The organism is Paenibacillus cymbidii (genome assembly GCF_004764705.1).
GTDB lineage: Bacteria > Bacillota > Bacilli > Paenibacillales > NBRC-103111 > Paenibacillus_AN > Paenibacillus_AN cymbidii.
In genome coordinates, this window is record NZ_SHLX01000028.1 from 44,433 (window position 1) to 61,605 (window position 17,173).

Consider the following 17,173-nt stretch of genomic DNA (forward strand, 5'->3'; position numbering starts at 1 on the left):
AGTGATTCCAATGAATGAGAAGGTATTGTTGATCCTGATCGATGGCATGCGTCCCGACAGCTTGGAGCGGTCCGGGCATCCTTATATTGAACAAATGAAAAGCGAAGGAAGTTTTACGCTTGAGGCGCAAACCGTTATGCCAAGCGTGACTCTGCCCTGCCATATGTCGCTGTTTCACAGCGTCCCACCGCAGCGTCACGGCATATTGGATAACAGATACGTTTCTCAGGTGCGGCCTATTCCCGGGCTTTATGAGCAGTTGCATGCGAATCGGAAAACATGTGCTCTGTTCCACAACTGGTCGGAGCTTCAAGATTTGGCGCGTCCCGGATCATTGGCTTATAGCTGCTTTATTTCAGGCGCTGCCCATACCTATGAAGTGGCGAATAAGAGGCTCACCGACAAGGCCATCGAATACATAAGGGAAGAATTACCCGATTTCACTTTCTTGTATCTAGGACTTGTCGATGAAATCGGGCATAAACATGGCTGGATGTCAGATGAATATATTCAAGCGGTTTATGATTCCTGGGTATGTATCGAACAAGCTGCAAGGATGATTCCAGAGGATTATACGATCATCGTAACCTCCGATCATGGCGGGCACGATCGTACGCATGGCACGACCATGCCTGAAGATATGACGATTCCGATATTTATGAGGGGCAAGGCATTTGTGCCCGGGAAACACCTTGCGGATGCCAATATTATTGACATTGCGCCAACGATAACTCAACTTCTCGGGGTGCAGAGCGACAAGGATTGGGAAGGCAAATGTCTCGAATAGCCACAACAAGCTTAACCAAACGTCAGTTGATCATTTTCATCACTTTATGCTGTCTGGTTTATTTTACAAGCTATCTCACACGGCTTAACTACGGAGCGGCTATTTCCGAGATTGTGAACTCGTTGCAGATCACCAATCAGTTGGCGGGTATGGCAGTCATCGGCAGTTTTATCGCTTACGGCATCGGCCAACCCGTCTTCGGCTTTTTAGGCGACATTTTGAAACCCCGGCATATGATCTTCGCAGGGTTAACGGCAAGCGCCATCTGCAATCTTTTGATTTCATTTATGAGCAACATCTACCTGATGACTTTCATCTGGAGTTTGAATGGACTATTTCAAGCCATGCTCTGGCCGCCGCTTGTGCGAATTATGGCGCAAACTCTGCCAGCCAGCAACTATAGGAAGGCAAGTGTCAGTGTCGTTGCGGCAGCCTCTGTCGGAACGATTCTCGTTTATTTACTCGTACCCGTTTGCATCTGGATTTCCGGGTGGAGGTTATCCTTTATTATCCCTGCTGTTGCGGGAGTGGTCGTTGCCTTGGTTTGGTTTGTCCGCATAAAGGAGTTTACGGCACATCAACCGATAGTTGAAGAAAAATCAATCGAACCGCGGGCCTTGACCAAGACAAGCACGCTTCTGATCTCCGCGGGACTTATGCCCATATTGCTGGTTGCCGTGTTTCAGGGGGCGTTGCGAGACGGGATTACAACGTGGATGCCAACCTACATTCAAGACGTCTACGAAATGGGCACTTCCCTATCGATAGTGAGTACAGCCGTACTGCCGGTCTTTACCATTCTGAGTGTAAACTTTGCGAGATCCGTTCAACGCACTGCCAAAAACGAATTAAAAACTTCCACCTTTATCTGGGGCATTAGTCTTCTCGCAACGATTTTTTTGATCCCGGTTTTTTCCTCCCACGCTGTGATGTCCATTATACTCATGGCCACTATTACGAGTTGCATGAGCGGCATCAATTTGATGCTGGTCAGCTATATTCCATTGCATTTTGCAAAGTTTGGGCGCGTATCGACAATCTCGGGTATTCTGAATTCATTCACCTATATTGGTAGCGCCCTGTCGATCCTTGGCATCGCCACGATTAGCGATCATTTCGGATGGAAAGCTACGATTATCTCTTGGAGTGTTATTGCATTTGCGGGAACCTTCATTTGCGCATTATATATTAGAAGTTGGAGAAAGTTTACGGATGGGGATTAACGTCGATCCGCCGTTCCCGCCGCTTCTCCCGTTTGGTTCATATTCACCATGACGCGGATCACAGCTTGAGCGATCCTATTATTGACTTGTCACTTTCCAAACCCGTCTTTATAATCAAACAGGCGATCTTAATGCCGATCCAGGCAGCGAGACGATTCGGTTCTGCGAGTCATTGGGATATGCCGATCTGAGATTATATAATGGAGGTGTTAATAATCGATTTAGAAGCCTTTCTATTCTTAAGTTTGCTGATATTGGCAGTAACGATCTCAATTGGATTTGTGCTTCTTAAATTAAAGAAAGCTTATCGGCGTTCCACGTTAATTCTACAATCGCTGGGATTAGGAGTTTTTCTTTTTGCCGTTGCATCAGCAGTATCGCTATTGACGTTTACTGACGCATTAAATCTAGTTGCAGTTTGGATCATTTATGCGTTTGCTTTCCTTATAAGCAGCTCGATAAACATATTGATCATCGTCTTGAAGTCATCAATTCCTACTAACCGCATTTGACCGGAATCGGGGTAAAGTTGCAATCTTTATAACGGCTGGTATCAACAAAGGCTGCCTTCCCGCAGCCTTTGTTGCAATTATACTGGGTATTAACAATTCAATGATCAAAGGATTGCCGTGCGAGTAGAATGTTCCGCTGAATGAAATCATAAACCGATCATAATCTTCCGCTGTTCGGTCGGAGAACGACCATACCATTTCTTAAATTGCTTCGAGAAGTGGAGCGGATAGGTATAGCCCACGGAAGCCATAATCGGGCTCGTAATGACCTCATCCCCCGCCGTTATCCCGCACACGCCAAGCGCCGTATGAATCGGCGCAAACAAAACTAAACTGCTGAACCGGCAAAATGCCCGATAAATGGAATCATGAACAGGGTGTATTCCTGCCGTGCAAACTCGCCATATCCATCGAAAGCTTCAACGATAACGTTTACTTCCAGCTCTTCGGAAGCAGTTCCCGTTATCCAGCCGCTTACTTCATCGATCGTCAACCAGTCCGGCGCATCGATAAGCTTGTATTTTACCCGGTTCACATTGGGCGAGAAGTCGGCAAATGCCCGATATTCATACAAACAATCCACATATCCCTCAACTACAGGTTGAGACAGAAAACATAAACCAGGGATAGCCAGCTTCCAAACGTCATTTTTCAGCGGCCAAATCATGCCCCCCATGAGATACAGCGCATCATCATAAACCAGTGCAGAAGCTTCATGTCGATCCTCCCACATCGCGGTAGGGACGGACAAAGGCACTCCCCCGCTGGAATTGTTCCAGCATGATGCATGCTGCTCAAATGGAAGCCACTCTTCCCCGTCCGCAGAATACCACATGTCGCCAATGTGCCGGCTTTCCGGCGCAGCTTGATAGCCGCCCATGATCCACATGCGATCCCTGTATACAATCGTCGATCCCCATATGCGAGCCGGCCAAGGCGCGTGTGCAATGATTCTCTCCCAATGGATGCCATCCGAAGAACACCATATATCGTTCTGGGCCACAAATGGAAAATAGGAGGTACCCAGCGCCCCGCCTCCGAGCAGCCAGAGCTTATCATTATAAACAAGCAAACTATGTGTGATCTGCCGCTTGGACCAAGGCGCCTGTTCTACCTCCAGAACCCACCGGACACCATCTGCAGATGACCAAATATCATTGAACAGACAATTCCCCTGCTGACCGCCCATCATCCATACTCTGTCTTTAAAGACCGCGCCGCCCATCATTCGCCTGCCACGCATCGGGCCTGTATCCGTTGCCTTGGCCCACATATCCCCTTCGCTCGAACAATACAACACACCATCGGCATCTGTAATAAATATCTTGTCTTTGAAGACGAAAGCAAGTGGAATATCCACTCCAATATTCGTGGGAATATCACTCGCCTTGATCCAGGTCGCCCCGTCGGAAGAATGCCACACATCATTGGCATATTCCGGGGTATACCCACCGAATAACCACATGCGATCCTTAAAGATCGCTTCTCCAGCGGAATCTCTCGGAGACCATGCTGCATGCTCGATCACTTTTTCCCATGCAGGAGTTGCATGTGCTCGAAAAAATTTCAATTCGTATGCTTGTAATGTGATCCCGTCAGTGGCAATGACCTTCATGTCAAATACATTGCGACCCGGCATCAATTCAAAAGCTCCAGTTCGTTTACCGCTCATAAGTTGATGGCCGCATATCCATAATTGTATGCCGTCAGTGAATGTTGCTTCAAAGGATACGGTATCAATTCCATAGTGCAGATAGGTATAGGAATATTGATTGCGTTGCATGGCGACCATCTTTATTTCACCAAATGGACCATAAGCAGTTATCTCATTAATCATAGCGGCACCAACTTCAATGCATTATCAGCGTAGATTTTGGTTAATACCTCTTGCGGCAGTCCCAGAGAATTCCTGATGAATCATGATGGCGATTTAACGCATTGTGCCTGGACCCGGCTGAAATGTCGCAGATCAGGTTGGGATAACGACGGAGCATCTCGAAATTTTGCCGCCGCCTGGTTCTTTCTTTTAGCCGATAATCGCATCAAGCGCCGCCCGAACCTTCTCCTCGACAACCGGATCGTATGGAGAAGGAAACCCGTGCCGATAGAAGAAGTCATGCGCTTCGTAGCCGCCTTCCGCCAATTGCCGGGCTGTCGGCACGTAACCGGCATTCCCGTCGGTCAGGCCGAGCGCCACGATTCCCTCGCCGCCGGCGGCTTTCGCATGACTGCCGTAAGCGGCCACCATCTCTCCGCTCATGCCGACAAGCGCCAGCCCTTCGGCCAGCGACAAGCAGCCGAACCGAAGCGTCTCCTGCGGCTTGAGAAACTGCGGAAACGCGAGCAGTTTGCGGCTGCGCGCGCCGAGCAGCCCCGGGTCGTCGCACCATGCTTCCAGCTCGGCCACCGTCGGCACCTCGCCAAACGGCAGCTCGACCTCCAGCCGGCGGACATGGATGCCGGTCGTCGCCAGCTCCCGCATCGGACGCGCCAGCACGGCCCGCGTTTCGTCCGCGAGTTCGCCGGCAAGCCGGCATACGTCCTCATCCGACCCGTAATAATACTTGCCGTCCCGGATCAGCCCCGGCCGCACATCGCCGCTGCAGCCTTGCAGGAACAAGGCGACGACGCCGGCTGTTTCCTCCAACTGCTCCATCGCCGTGCCCGGATAATCGGGCGAAATCAGGTCATCGTACGTCACGGTCGGATGACACGCGAAATGGACGAACAACGCCTTGTCCGACCCGTCCTCCCGGCCGAAGCGCACAACCGTAAGTGCCGGGTCCTTCGGACCGGCGTCGTCCGGCGCCATCACCCATCGGCCGCCCGCTTCCTTGCGCCGGTAAGACGAAAATTCGCACCGGCCGGCGCCGCGCCAGACGGTTACCGGCTCGAGCCCGGCCAGCGCCGCTCCGACGCCGGCGAACACCGCGTCCTCCACCCGCCGGAAATAAGCGTCATACTCTGCGTCCAGCGAGCTGTCGTATACGGCGGCGTAATAGCCGGCTTCGGGGAACGGCGCCGAATGCGTATGCGTCGCCTGGACGAATACGGCGGAGCCGTCGATTCCCCAAGTCTCGGCAATTCGGCTCTTCAGTCCTTCGATCACGTTGTGCGGAATGAATAAGCTGTCCGCCGACACGAAAACCGCATTTCGACCAGCCTGACGGAACACGGCGATTCTGGCGAACAGACGGCGGGTGACGCCGATGCTTGAACGCGGGGCCGGAGCGGTCGGAATCAGATGAATCGGACCGTTCGGCGTAATATCCGTTTTATTCGTACCGACGAATAACGGTGGCTTTACCCGGTTGATGGGAATTCCCTCCTCGTTACTGCTTCCCCGCAGGCAGCTTGACCGGAGCTCCCGCTCTCACCGATTCATAAGCGGCGATCGCGACTTCCGTCGATCTCAAGCCGTCCTCTCCTGTGACGGGCACAGGTTCGTCGTTCAACAGCGCCTGGACGAACGCACGGACCATAAATTCGTCCATGTTGTCTCCCCAATAGCTCCACTGGGCTTTCATGACGTCGTCGCTGTACACTTCGTTCTTCTGCGCGAATCCGTTCACGGACAGTACGCCTTTCGTTCCCGTAATTTCCATCGTCACGTCGCCGCCGAAGGGAAACGATTTCGAGCGCGACCAGCTCGTATCCAGCACAGCGATAACATCGTTGGCGAATTTCGCGTGCACCATGCCGGCATCGTCGACATCAATGTCATGGAACAACGTATCCGCTTCGGCGTATACTTCCACTACCCGTGAGCCGATAAACCAGTTCATCAGATCCATGACATGAACCGTATGGTCGAATACAGCGCCTCCGCCCGACATCGATTTGTCGAGAAACCAACCGCCGGGCAGCGAACCGCGATTCGTCCCTTTGATCGACAGAATCTCGCCGATATCGCCGCGCTCCACGGCCAGCTTCGCCTGCACCACCGCCGGAAGGTAGCGGCAAGGAAAGGCGGTCATCAGCTGCACGCCGTTCTCCTTGCATACTGCGATCATTTGCTCCATCTCATCAATGGCAACGCCAAGCGGCTTTTCGCAAAGTACATGTTTGCCTGCGCGCGCCGCTTCAATCGTCAATTTGGCATGATGAACATTTTCGGAACAAATGATCACCGCGTCGGCATCGGTTTGCAGCAATTCGCGGTAATCGTCGTAATAAGAGATCGACGTCGTCCATTTCTGCACGCGTTCGCGATTGTCATCGGCAATGCCGATGATTTCCACTTCGGGAAGCTTGCTGAGCTGCTGCACATAACTTTTGGCATGTCCGTGCGCGAAGCTGATCATCCCTATTTTTAATTTACGCATGCTGCTCTTTCGCCTCCTTCTTCCTTATGATCCCAGGCTTACCGGCAAACCGGTCTCGGCAGACTGAATGGCGGCAAGCGAAAGCTCCACTGCTTTCAAACCGTCTTCCGCCGTGACGATCGCTTGCGCGCCGCTATGAATACAGTCGATAAAATGACGCAGTTCGAGGTAATAGGGATCGTGGAAGGCTGGGCTTTGCGGAACTGCAACCGGTTGCTCCTGCTCTTCCGCGGCGCTTCGGAACAATTGCAGCGATTGCGTTTCAGCGCCGTCGTAACGGATGATGCCCTTATTGCCGGCAAATTCGCATGAAGTGGCAAACGGTCCCGGATATCCCCAACACGATTCAAGATTGACAATGGCCCCGCTCCGGAACCGAAAGGTAACCAACGCGTGATGCAGCCCTTCCGATAGTCGCTGCATGGCATAAACCGTTTTGACCTCGCCCAGCACCCAGCGCACAAAGTCGATATCATGGATCATCAAATCCATGATCACGCCGCCGCTTTTCGCATAATCCTTGTACCATTCTTTCGCTTTCGTCCGTCCGGGATGGCTGCCCGAACGTTTCGTATGGGCGACTCCGACGCGGCCAATCGCCCCGGCGGCAATTTTCCGCTCGATATCGGCAAAGTTCGGGAAGAACCGAACCACATGGCCGACAAACAGCCGTACGCCTTGCATCGCGCAGAATCGGATCATCTCTTCCCCCTCCTGGACGGTAGGAGCAAGCGGCTTCTCGCAGATGACATGCTTGCCAAGCGCGGCAGCTTTCAACACATACTCCTTGTGCAGCCAGGTGGGCAAAGTAACGCACACAATGTCCGGATTGACGGCGCGCATCATTTCCTCAAAATCCCCGAACGATCTTGTCTGTGCCGCATCGGCGAGCGCGTCGGCCATTTCTTTGCGGACATCGCACACCGCTACCAGCTCAACCCCCGGCATTTTCGCCAAGTTGCGCGATGTAATGCGACCCATCGTGCCGCAGCCAACAATTGCGATTTTCATATCTGCTCCCCTTTCGTTCCACGGCAGCCCCATTTATGGTCATACCAGATACTGGCGGAAATTTTCGATCGTATGAAGCGTCATATGATTGGCGTCATGATGATTCAGTGCGTTATTAATCGCGGTGCGGGACATGCAGAGGATATTGTCTCCGTCAATGATGAATGTAAAATATTGAAAGCCTACTTTCGTCGGATCTTCCTCGCGGAAATCGATGAATATCTTCACGGTCTTCCAATCGTAAATGTTATCGGAAACGAGCAGCGCCGCGACGGTTCGCATACTGGGATAATTGGCATCCACACAAATATTTCCGATCGCGATATACTTATCGCTCACTTCGTCATACAGCACATACGTCTTGGCATTGTTTCCGCTTGGCATGTCGATATACTTGTGAAAGGTCAATTTGTCTTCCGGCCGTTCCGGGTCCACTTCGAGCAGCAGCGCAATACTGCGCTCGGGTGTGCGCTCTTCCCAGCCGGCGCGAAGCAGATTGAGCAGACGGCCGTCCCTGCTTACAAGCACGTTGCCTTCCATCAATCCGCCGCCGCGGGTCATGCGATTGGGCGTGCCCGGCCATTTGGGGTCATACTTCAAAGGCTCCGAACAATACCAGTTCGCCGCATCGAGTAAATCGGCATCCTCGTCAATGGACAATACACAGACATCGTAAGTAGGCATGGACCCGTATTCCACGGAGGTATACAGCCTGCCGTTGTGGTGAAGAATCGGCATCGCGGCTTGCGCCCAGCCTTGGCCTCCCGGCAACTGGAAGGTGCCCGGGAACAGCCGGGTCGGCGTCGTCCACGTATACCCTTCGTCATCGGAAGCGCTGATCATGAAGTCGCCATACATCGTCGAACACGCCAGATTGTACAACCTGCCTTTATTCACGAACAACAAGCCGAAGAAGCAGGGATACACGTCCGTGACGTAGCGCCAGGTCGCACCGTTATCGTCCGAACGGAAGATAAGCCCCAACACCGGCGGAGTCGGATACTTGTATAAATCCATGCAGGCGAGCAACGCCCCTGAAGGCAAACGAACCAAAGACGGCGAGTTGAGGCTGTTCCCTGCGAACGAATAATGATCATCCTTCGGATGCAAATAATTGATCACCGTTCCCGGCGCCTGGCCTGTGCGAAACAAACGAACGGCGCTGGATACGCGTTCCGCTCCGGCCCGGATCACCCGGAACTCATATTCCGTATAGGGCTGCAGCGAATCGAGATGCACAACCGCATCGTCAATGGGCATCGACGACCATTCGAGCCCGATCCCGATCAATCTCCATTCCAGTACATGCGCCGAATCGGGCGCCCCATTATCGAACCATTCAAATTCGACCCCTTCCGCTTTCGGGGCAATGCGGCAAATAAACGGGATTTGTCCCTCGTCTAGTTTGTTCGCCGGTCGATAGGGCCGATAATGCCATCCTGTGCTACCACGCATGAGAGATTCACTCCTTCAGTTAGTCGTTTCGTTAACCCTTGACAGCGCCAACCAATTGTCCATGGATAAAATATTTCTGCACAAACGGATAGATCGCGATAATCGGCAATACGGTGATCATCAAGGCCGCCATCTTCAGGTTCTCCGGGTTGATTTTATCCCAGTTTACTTCTGTAGCTGCTCCCTTGGCGTCTGCGTCCGTCAGGATCGCCGTTACCAGGACGTCGCGCAATTGATATTGCAGCGTCCACTTCGTTTTATCGGTAATATAGAGCAACACGCCGAACCATTCGTTCCAATAGTTAACCGCACTGAACACCACAAATGCCATGGCCATCGGAAGAATGAGCGGCAGAATGATGCTGAACAGGATTCTCGGTTCGCTGGCGCCGTCAATCTCCGCCGATTCGACCATCTCCGCGGGCAACTGCTCAATACTGTTCTTGAACACAATCATGTAGAACATACTGACGACATTCGGCAAAATCAACGCCCAATACGTGTTGCGCAGGCCGAGCTCGGTGACCAGCAAGTAGGTCGGGATGAGTCCGCCGCTGAAATACATCGGGACAACAATGTAGTAGAATATCACGCTTTTGCCGATCATATGTTTGTTGGCAAGGGCATACCCTGTGGCAAGTGAAATAATGATCACCAGGAACGTATTGACAACCGTAAGAAAAACGGTATTCCCCATCGAGTGAAGAAACTGCGGATTGGTGATCAACCGCTTATACCCGTTCACATTGAATCCCTGCGGCCAAATGCCAATGCCGCCTTTTACAACCGCCTCGTAATTGCTGAATGAAATCGCCATCGCATTAAGAAAAGGAATGATGATGGACAGCGAAAACACGATCAACAGGATATAGTTGCATACGACAAATATTTTCCTCGATACGGATGAATGCTGCATACGCAACCCGCCAATCTTAATATAATCCCAAGCCCACCAGTTTTTTCGAGATTTTATTCGCGGCAATGAGCATGATGAACCCTAACAAACTTTGTACCAGCCCAATGGCCGTGGTCATGCTATATTGCGCTTTCTCCAAACCAATCCGGTAAATGTAAGTCGAGATGACATCCCCAACTTCATATACGAGCGGATTTTCCATCAGGTAGTAGCGATCGAAGCTGGCCGTGAAGATAGTGGAAATTTTCAGCAAGAACAACAGCACGATAATCGGCAGCATCATCGGCAAGGTAATAAACAGGATTTGCTTGAAACGACTTGCTCCATCAATTTTCGCCGCTTCGTACAAGCTCTGATCGATGCCGGCGATCGTGGCAAAATACAAAATAGCCGACCAGCCAACCCCTTTCCATATATCCACCGCCACATTGATGCCGCGGTACAGATGCATTTCGGTCATGAAGAAGCGGGGCTCCATACCGAACAGTGCGTTCAGTGCATCGTTTACCATACCGTGAACCGGCGATAATATTTGGTAGGTGATGCCCGCGACAACAATCCAGGACAAAAAGTGGGGCAAGTAGGAAATCGTTTGAATGGTGCGCTTGAATGATTTCTGAACAAGTTCGTTCACGAGCAAAGCGAAAATAATCGGCGCGGGAAAGCCGAAAACCGTATCGTAAAAACTGAAAATCAAGGTGTTTTTCATGACCTTCCAGAATGTATCGTCATGCAAGAAGTATATGAAATGCTTGAACCCGACCCAGCTGCTGCCGGACACCCCTTTAAAAACAGAGAAGTCCTGAAAGGAAATCAACACGCCATACATCGGAATATAGTGGAAGATAAACATCAATACGACGGCAGGCACAAGCAATAAATAAAGACTGGCCAGCTTCCGGGTAAACGTGCGTTTGTTCCTCGTCGAAGCAATCATGGTATGGCTCCATTCCCATTAATGTGTCGCTGGCAGGATCAAGTGAGGATAGCAGGCTGAAGCCGCCTCTCGAAGCTTTCAACGGTCATCGACGGTTTCAACCTGCCAGTCGTTTGGACACTCCCCGGATCTTACCAGCCCGCTTCGAATACGCCCAACTTGAGCAATTCCGCTTTATGTTCGGTTAAGTATTTCGTCATTTCGTCGAAAATAAAGCCGTACTTCGTATTGAACTCCGTTACTTTCTTGTCGAAGTCGCTCATCGAAATCGCGCCCATAATCGCCTGAACGGTAGCAGTGGATATAAACTGCTTCATCTCCGTCATCTTCATGTTCGCTTCGTTCGATGCCCCTTTGTAGAAATCGCTAAACTTGTAGCCTTTCTTCTCGGCGAGTTTCCCGATCGGATCCAAGCTGTCGTAAACGGCTTTGGCATAATCAGCCCCGAGCAATTGTTCCGCCACATTCTTCTTGGCATCCACACCGCCGGAAGTATAGCCCGATATCAATGCCAACTGCGACGACCATTTGCGATCCGGCGCAATCAGCTTATCCGGGTCGAGGATCCGTTTGCCGTCTTTTACCGTATAGGTTACACCTTCCGAACCCCAGAAGATGGCTTCCTGCAGTTCTTTCGAGGCGAAGCCTTCAATGACTTTCCAGGCCCGGTCCGGATTTTTGCTGCTTGCGGAAATATATAGGCCGTGCGTGTTGATCGTTCTTTGCTTGTATGGCCATACATATTTCTCATCCGTCGGATAGGTGGTCAACGGCGGCGCAAAATACATTTTGAAGTTTTTCGTCTGTTCTTGCTCCACTTTCAAGCCTTGTGCCTTTGAGACCACTCCATCTGCGGCATTGAACAGCCCAATCATGTTTTTATCATACATATTCGTATTGAATTTGGCGGAGTTGTTGGTGGCAAATTCCTTGTCCACAATGCCTTCACTATACAACTGCCTCATCAATTCCGTCGCTTTGCGATATTCCGGTAAAACGAAGGTGCTCATGACTTTACCGCCTGCAACCCGCTGGCCGTATACCGGGGCGCCGTAAAGACTGTAGAAAATATTAGCACCTTGACCAAAAATCGTATCTCCGTTGACGGCATTCGAGATCAAAGTGGATCCAGGGTTGGCCGCATTGATTTTTCGGATCAACTCTACCCATTCGTCAACCGATGTTGGCCATTTGCCGGCATTGTATTTCTCGACGAGATCATACCGGGCTTGGAGCCAAGAGCCAGTCGGCGAAGCTGAAGTCGACATGGGAATGCGATAATAATGTCCGCTTGCGGATTTGGCCAGTTCCATCTGTTCGGGAGTAATCAAACGTTTGACGGCCGGCGAGTTGTCATAATATTTCTTCAAATCGATAAAAGCGCCTTGATCCGCCGCGTTCTCGATAGTATCCGGGTAATAGCTGTGCACAATATCGGGCAGCTTGCCGGATGCCAGCAGTAAATCGTGTCGTTTCTGGAAATCAGCATACGGAGGAATATCCAGTTTCAAATCCACGTTGGCATATTTCTCCACGATATTGATGAACGGATTATCACTCGGATCGATGCCGGGACCATCCGGTACACCCGCGTTGCCCATAAACATGGTCATTTCGATTTTCTTGGCATTGGGATCCTCCATTGGTTTAGCGCTCGCGGTTGCTGAAGCGGCGGGCGATGAACTGCTCCCGGACGAGCTGTTTCCTGACGAACAACCTGCCAGAATGACCCCGAACAAACACGTTGAGACTACGGAGCTGGCGATAATCTTGCGTCGCTTGGACATGTTGCATAGACCTCCTTATTTATCTTGGATCGATATTCGCGATCCTACTGCCATTATAAATCCGGGTCAGCGGCGGATGAGGTCAATTTGGTCTCGAATTGAGAGTAGTATTCGACGAGAATATCGCATTCCGCATCGCCGTTGAATGGACAATATCGGATGATCCTGCACCCTACTGAGGACGATTTTATTCTTTGTGCTGCCTGTATTCGCTCGGAAGCATGCCGGTCTGCCCGCGAAATACCCGGCTAAAGTATTTTTCATTCGGATAACCGCAATGTTCCGCTACCCAATAGATCGGTTTGTTGGTTTGCTTGAGCAGCACCCGCGCATGAGCGAGCCTGGCATCCGTAACATATTTCTGAAATGAGGTGCCGATAATATCCTTGAAGCAGAAGGAGAAGTAACTTCGGCTCATCGACGACTCGCGGACAACGTCGGGCAATTGGAGTTCTTGCGTCAAATTCTCATGAATGTACGCCACAGCCTTGAGCACACTTTGGACAATATCCGGCGCATACGACTTCTGCAGCATCCCGATCAGTTTCTTCCGAATGTCCGTTAGCCAGTCCAGCCAGTCTGCCCAATGACGGAATGACTGTATCGATTCATGCGAATCGAGGAACTCGAGCGATACGATACGCGTCCAATCCCTCATGGCGGCGTAGAAGATGCTTACCAATTGTGTCGCGGCAGGCTTCAGCCGCTCGATCTCGGAAACCAGTCGAGTGAAATCGCCGTCATTGATCGCCCACTCCAGGGACGAACAACGCTTCTGTATGACCAGCAGTTCCTCATTGCTGCACGCCGCCTTGGGCTTTTGATTCCACTTTGCGGCAGGCAATTCATACTGGACGCATCCCCGCTCGTATTCGTAAAAAAACGTTTGCTCCTTATAGTCTCGAAGTTTGCCGCGCAGCACCGTTCTGTCTGCCCCGGCCAGGTCCGTGACGTGAAACACCGTCCAGTCGTCCAGGCCGCGAGCCTTCACCACATTCGCTGCCTCGCGGCCTTCCGACTCCCCTTCAACCCACCACAACCCCGATCCCAGATCTTCAAGGGCATGTGTTGGCATATGGCCGCGCCATAGCTCCAAATCGGGATCGGCATGAAGCGCAACCAGCACATAGGCTTCGTTGCTGCTGACAGCCCCGCTCTGGATCGTGTGATCGCCAATATGCACATTCTGATTCATGTCGTTCCGGATTCGCTTCACAATGCGCTCGAGCACTTGTTCGACCTTCTCTATTTCCAGCTGCACCTTGGCGATATAATCAATGGCGCCGATTCGCAACGCTTCCTGGATCAGCTCAAATTCCTGATGGAAGGTCAGAACCACGATCCAGACATGGGGGTACAAGGCCCGCGTCTTGCGCATCAACTCGATCCCCGACATAACGGGCATGGTCAGATCGGTTATCAGCAAGTCGACGTGATGGGTGTTCATAAATTCAAGCGCACTCACGCCATGATTAGCCTCGCCCACGATCTCCATGTCGTAATCGGCCCACGGCATCGTGTGAATCAACCCTTTTCTCACCAGCTTGTCATCATCGACGATCAATACTTTCAGCATATTCAATCCCTCTCGAAAGGAATAAATAGTCGCATCGACGTTCCCCTGTCAAGCGCGCTTTGAATATCCAGCTTCGCCCGTTCCCCGTATTGCATTTTGATCATGCGGAATACGTACCTGATCCCGATGCCGAGTCCCACTTTGCGCTGCTTTCCGGGTTCATGGAGGAGCGAATATACTTCTTCTTCCGACATCCCTCTTCCATTGTCGATTACTTCAATCAGGATAAACTTGTCTTCCGTCAGATCAGCCTTCACTTCGATTGTGCCGTCGTCGCCGATGCCGTGGTACAAGGCGTTCTCTACCAACGGCTGCAAGACGAAGCGGGGAATCTTGACCTCAAGCAGCTTGTCATCGATTTGAATATTCACGTCGAAGACGAAGTCGTAACGAATCTGCTGCAAGGTGCAGTAGTCCCGCAGCGCCTCGATTTCTTCGCGGATGGTCACCGTCCCTCCGCCCATATTGTAATACAGGATCTTGTTCAGCGTGGATATTAGCCGATCGATTTCGGTCTGGTGGTTTAATCGGGCAACCCAACGAATCGTATCGAGCGTATTATGGATAAAATGCGGATTAATTTGCAACAGCAATCGTTCCACTTCGAATTGCGCTTTCAGCTTCTCGACTTGCTCCTTCTCGACCAGCAGCTCCCAGATCGTGCTGCGCATCTGCTGGAACTTCTGCACCAAATAATCGAATTCCGCAATCTGCGGAAGCTTCAAGGGCGAATGGAAATCGCTGTGCTTCAAGCTGACGATATGCTCGCTGAACCCGGTGATAGAACGATACAGGCTTCTCCATAACACCCAGGCGAGCAACATGGCAATACAGAATGACAAGATCACAATGAGCGTATATCGCCCGATCCATGTATTTCTTTCATCATTGTAGATCGATTTCGGAATGACGAGCGCCAGCTTCCACCCTAGGCTCGTCCCTTCCTGGAAGATGTAGTTGCTGCCGATTCCATGAAAACTTCTGCCCGGTTCCGGATTCCAATAGGCGATACCCAGCGGGAAATCATGTTCCGATTCGCTGTATACGATTTTGTTCTGGTCGTCGATGATCACGAAAGCCGCATTCATGTTGGGTCGGGACTGTTCGAATATCGTATCGACGATATTCTGACCCGACTCCACATAAATATGTAGATAGTGATTTTTAAAACTGGGCAGAAAAATTTTGCGGTCAATGGAAAGTACCTGCGAGCTGGATTGGGGAACTGCCGAAAGATGAGGTCCCTGGTAGGAGAACCAGCCCTCTTTTTTCAGCAATGGGAATTGAAGCGGATTGAAGTCTGCCTTGGCCTGCGCCTGTGAAATTGCCGCCTGATTCGTATCCGAAAAATAATACTCGGTAAACCCGACGTTCGGATTCATATACCTCGTCAGTTCCATATTCGTACGAATACTGGTTTCCAATTGATACTTTTCATAGTAGTCGGTCGAAGTCAAGTATTGCTCCAGCTTGACGTTGATTCCGCCTTCGAACGACAATTGCTGGGCGACGCGTTCCAAACTGTTCATCTCGTTATCGAGCGAAAAAACCATTTGTTGCAAATTGCTCTGGATGCCGCCTTGAATCTTATTCTCGAATATGGAGAGGATGGAGAAATACGTAATGATAAAGATAAAGGCAAGCGGAACGATCAAATTCAACAGCAAGACAACAATCATACGGCTTTTTAAGGTGTAAAGGAAAAGGGGGCGTTTCCTCGTATTCGAGTCTGTAAATCGCCTCATGATCAAGACCACCCTTTTTTTTTCACCATAATAGCACAGAATGGCAGTTGGGATGAAGGACCACCATTCCCCATCTATCCAATCATTCAGAATGGTAAATCGTTGATATTGTCGGTTTCGATCCGATACGTCCGTTCATCGACTATCGTTACATGCGGGCGGCTCTTCAGCTCTTCGCTCAACGGAGTATAATGTCTGGCCTCGAATTGATAAGGTGGCTGGATAGCGTTGAACGGAGGGATTGCCCCGATGCTTCGCCCCGCAACAACCGCGGCCTCCTTGATCCGGCGGCACGCTTCCTGCGAATCGAGATGTTTGGCGCTTTCCAGCCCCGTGCCGAACTTGGTCACGGCCGTCACGATTTCCGGCACGAACATTTGCGCCTCAAGAGCCGCCTTATCGTCCCCCGCAAGGAAAATCGTCGGAACCGCTTCGTTGCCCGCCTTAAGCGCAATGGCGCCGAATTCCCCGATAAATACACCATTCAACCGATAATATAAAACCGTTCGCGAATTGAAGGTATGGTTCAAGGGGGCGTTAATGGTTCCCGCCATCGCGTGTTGGCCCACAAACAGAAGCGCACGGTAACTGCCCAACTGTTGAAACAGCTGAATGACGTTACGATGATAATGGCAATCGATCAAATCCTCCGGGAGCAAGCCACCCGTGCCGTGACCGTCCAATACATCAATGACGGCATCGGGATATACGGTGCGAAGCCCTTCGACACAGGCATTGGTTTCCCGCGCCAATTGTTTCATCGACGGCCCCTTCATGGCGATATCCGTCGTCCTCGTCTGGGCGAAGTTGTCAGTCCCGGCTACGCCTTCCAAGTCGGTTATAATCAGAAATTTCATGTTCCCCACTCGCTCTCTGCATGGATTCTACCTTCTATTATA

General features: G+C 51.1%; 13 protein-coding genes. 2 read left to right on the forward strand and 11 right to left on the reverse strand.

Annotated elements, in window-relative coordinates:
• The first annotated feature begins 10 nt into the window (after positions 1-10).
• Together EXY20_RS29310 and EXY20_RS29315 are read left to right on the forward strand one after the other, a co-directional pair.
• Entirely contained in the window at positions 11-787 is a 777-nt protein-coding gene (locus EXY20_RS29310; protein WP_135555890.1) for an alkaline phosphatase family protein, read from the forward strand.
• Complete coding sequence (locus tag EXY20_RS29315; protein ID WP_135555891.1) at positions 775-2,010, forward strand: MFS transporter; 1,236 nt, start codon at positions 775-777, stop codon at positions 2,008-2,010. Before EXY20_RS29310 ends, EXY20_RS29315 begins: the two co-directional genes overlap by 13 nt.
• A gap of 840 nt (positions 2,011-2,850) precedes the next feature.
• Here EXY20_RS29315 and EXY20_RS29320 read toward each other — a convergent pair.
• The 11 genes from EXY20_RS29320 to EXY20_RS29370 form a co-directional block, all read right to left on the reverse strand.
• Positions 2,851-4,359 (reverse strand): Ig domain-containing protein, encoded by a 1,509-nt coding sequence (locus EXY20_RS29320; RefSeq protein ID WP_135555893.1) that lies wholly within the window; start codon positions 4,357-4,359, stop codon positions 2,851-2,853.
• 189 nt (positions 4,360-4,548) lie between these two features.
• A complete protein-coding gene (locus EXY20_RS29325) occupies positions 4,549-5,871 on the reverse strand; it encodes a neutral/alkaline non-lysosomal ceramidase N-terminal domain-containing protein (RefSeq protein WP_135555895.1) in 1,323 nt (440 codons plus the stop codon).
• Positions 5,855-6,847 carry a Gfo/Idh/MocA family protein gene (locus tag EXY20_RS29330; RefSeq protein ID WP_135555896.1) on the reverse strand — a complete coding sequence of 331 codons (993 nt, stop codon included), beginning with the start codon at positions 6,845-6,847 and terminating at the stop codon, positions 5,855-5,857. The genes EXY20_RS29325 and EXY20_RS29330 overlap by 17 nt, the downstream gene beginning before the upstream one ends.
• Positions 6,848-6,871: 24 nt before the next feature.
• Positions 6,872-7,858 (reverse strand): Gfo/Idh/MocA family protein, encoded by a 987-nt coding sequence (locus EXY20_RS29335; protein WP_135555898.1) that lies wholly within the window; start codon positions 7,856-7,858, stop codon positions 6,872-6,874.
• A 39-nt stretch (positions 7,859-7,897) separates the two neighbouring features.
• Positions 7,898-9,313 carry a sialidase family protein gene (locus EXY20_RS29340; protein ID WP_135555900.1) on the reverse strand — a complete coding sequence of 472 codons (1,416 nt, stop codon included), beginning with the start codon at positions 9,311-9,313 and terminating at the stop codon, positions 7,898-7,900.
• Between the two features lie 31 nt (positions 9,314-9,344).
• Positions 9,345-10,229: a carbohydrate ABC transporter permease gene (locus EXY20_RS29345; RefSeq protein WP_135555902.1), complete on the reverse strand. Its 885-nt coding sequence runs from the start codon at positions 10,227-10,229 to the stop codon at positions 9,345-9,347.
• Positions 10,230-10,245: 16 nt separating this feature from the next.
• Complete coding sequence (locus EXY20_RS29350) at positions 10,246-11,082, reverse strand: ABC transporter permease (protein WP_235886248.1); 837 nt, start codon at positions 11,080-11,082, stop codon at positions 10,246-10,248.
• 215 nt (positions 11,083-11,297) lie between these two features.
• Entirely contained in the window at positions 11,298-12,953 is a 1,656-nt protein-coding gene (locus EXY20_RS29355; RefSeq protein WP_135555905.1) for a type 2 periplasmic-binding domain-containing protein, read from the reverse strand.
• 187 nt (positions 12,954-13,140) lie between these two features.
• Positions 13,141-14,529 (reverse strand): response regulator, encoded by a 1,389-nt coding sequence (locus EXY20_RS29360; protein ID WP_135555907.1) that lies wholly within the window; start codon positions 14,527-14,529, stop codon positions 13,141-13,143.
• 2 nt (positions 14,530-14,531) lie between these two features.
• Entirely contained in the window at positions 14,532-16,196 is a 1,665-nt protein-coding gene (locus tag EXY20_RS29365) for a sensor histidine kinase (protein WP_167859613.1), read from the reverse strand.
• 164 nt (positions 16,197-16,360) lie between these two features.
• Positions 16,361-17,131, reverse strand: a complete 771-nt coding sequence (locus EXY20_RS29370) for a M55 family metallopeptidase (RefSeq protein WP_135555910.1) — start codon at positions 17,129-17,131, stop codon at positions 16,361-16,363.
• Positions 17,132-17,173: the final 42 nt, after the last annotated feature.